At 64.4% G+C, this 1,846-nt stretch carries 2 protein-coding genes; one reads left to right on the forward strand and one right to left on the reverse strand.

Annotation, left to right across the window (positions count from 1 at the left end; translation table 11 throughout):
• Positions 1 to 325: 325 nt before the first annotated feature.
• On the forward strand, positions 326 to 1,102 hold the full coding sequence (locus HUX53_RS04585; protein WP_176401921.1) for a transposase: 777 nt from the start codon (positions 326 to 328) through the stop codon (positions 1,100 to 1,102).
• A gap of 104 nt (positions 1,103 to 1,206) precedes the next feature.
• Here the strand turns inward: HUX53_RS04585 and HUX53_RS40695 are convergent, their stop codons facing one another.
• Positions 1,207 to 1,527 (reverse strand): helix-turn-helix domain-containing protein, encoded by a 321-nt coding sequence (locus HUX53_RS40695; protein WP_255204925.1) that lies wholly within the window; start codon positions 1,525 to 1,527, stop codon positions 1,207 to 1,209.
• Positions 1,528 to 1,846 lie beyond the last annotated feature (319 nt).

Genomic DNA, 1,846 nt, shown 5'->3' on the forward strand with positions numbered 1-1,846 from the left:
CCGCCACCACCATCGACCACGTCCTGCACTGGTCACTGTTCCGCCGAACCCACCAGACCCGCGCTCTGATCAGCCACTACCGGCAGCGCGGAGATCCCATCCCCCAAGAACTGCGAATGTAGTACCGTCTACCTATGAGGACCACTGCTCATTCATGGCGACGCGCCGACGAAGGCGCCAGGAAAACGCCGTCCGGGTCAACTCAACTTCGCGCCAGTCATCAGCCGTTCTGAATAACCCTCTACCGGTCTAGCCAATTCTGAAGCGCTGCCCAGTTCTAAAGGCTGTCCCGTAACGTCAGGCGACCAAGGTCGTTGATCTTGGTGTGGAGCGGGTGATCAGGGCCGATCGGGACGAGTGGGTGCCGGTGTTCACCGGCCTGTCGGTACGGCAGTTCCGGCGTCTGGTGCGGGTTGTTGCAGGTCGTGGCGGTGAGCAGACCGGGACCGGGCGGCGGTGGAGCCTGCCGTTGGCCGACCGGGTGCTGCTGATCGCGGTGTACTACCGCACCAACCTCACACTGCGGCAGGTCGCACTGCTGTTCGGGGTGTCCAAGTCCGCCGCGCACCGCGTCGTGGACCACCTGGCGCCGCTGCTCGCACTGGCCCCGGTCACCCGCCGGCACAGCCCGGACACGGTGTTGATCGTGGACGGCACGCTGGTGCCCGTCCACGACCGGACGGTCACCGCCTCGTCCAAGAACTACCGGTACTCGGTGAACATGCAAGTCGTCATCGACGCCAACACCCGGCTGGTGGTCGCGGTCGGACGCCCGGTCCCGGGCAATCACAACGACTGCACCGCCTTCCGCGACTCCGGCGCGGACCGGGCATGCCGGGGTGCGCACGTGATGGCCGACGGTGGCTACCAGGGAAACCGGCAGGTCATCATGCCCTACCGGCGGCCCCGCGACGGCGGCGAACTGGCTGCCTGGCAGCACGAGCTCAACACCGTCCACAAACGGGTGCGCGCCCGCGTCGAGCACGCCTTCGCGCACATGAAGTGGTGGAACATCCTGCGCAACTGCCGCCGCAAACGCGACGGCGTCCACCACGCCACCCGCGGCATCGCCCTCATGCACAACCTGGCGACGGCCGACTGATCCGGCTTGGGGCGGCACGTCACCGCGGCACGCCCGGTCCCACGCCTCCACCATTACGGGAAAGCCTTTAGGTCGGAGAGGCCATCAAAGAAGTCGCTCGTTATTCAGTTCTCGAATTCATTATCCTCGTGACGTTTGCTCAGCTTCCCTCCTTGCCGCGGCCTCATCTTCACGCCCCTCTCGATGAGGCGGCTGCGTACGGTCATGTCGTTGAACCCAAGGTGTGCGCCTATGCGGGCAAGTGACTGCCCTGCTTCGTAGAGCCTCGCCGCCTCGTCGATCTGTTCTTGGCTCATGCCGGCCATCCGCATTGTCACACCGTGACGCTTGAGGAGCCTGCTCACTGTCTGTCGGGAGACACCGAAGCGTTCGCCTAGTTGGTAGACGGTAGAGCCGTCCAGGTAGTCGTCAACGAGTTGCTGCACCTGGTCGTCGCTCAGCCGGCGGGTTCGTCGCGGCTGTCGACGTTCGGGGCTTGGCGGTGGCGGTGCATCGGGCTCGGGCAACTTGCGGAGGAGGGCTTGTAGCGCACTGAGCTGCACATTTGGGTTGTAATATGGGCCAGTAACGTCCACCATGCAAGTACCAGTAGAACCCTGCGCCAAATCGGTGCGGGTGCCTAGTACGGCAGTCGTAGAACGTGACCTGAGCGGCAGGCATCGGTCGTAACGTAGGACAGCCGCCCGATGATCTTCGAGTTGTGACGCAAGAAGATTGGGCGGCTGCTGCCGTCATGGTAGAGGC

Source organism: Actinomadura sp. BRA 177, assembly GCF_013372625.1.
Classification (GTDB): Bacteria; Actinomycetota; Actinomycetes; order Streptosporangiales; family Streptosporangiaceae; genus Spirillospora.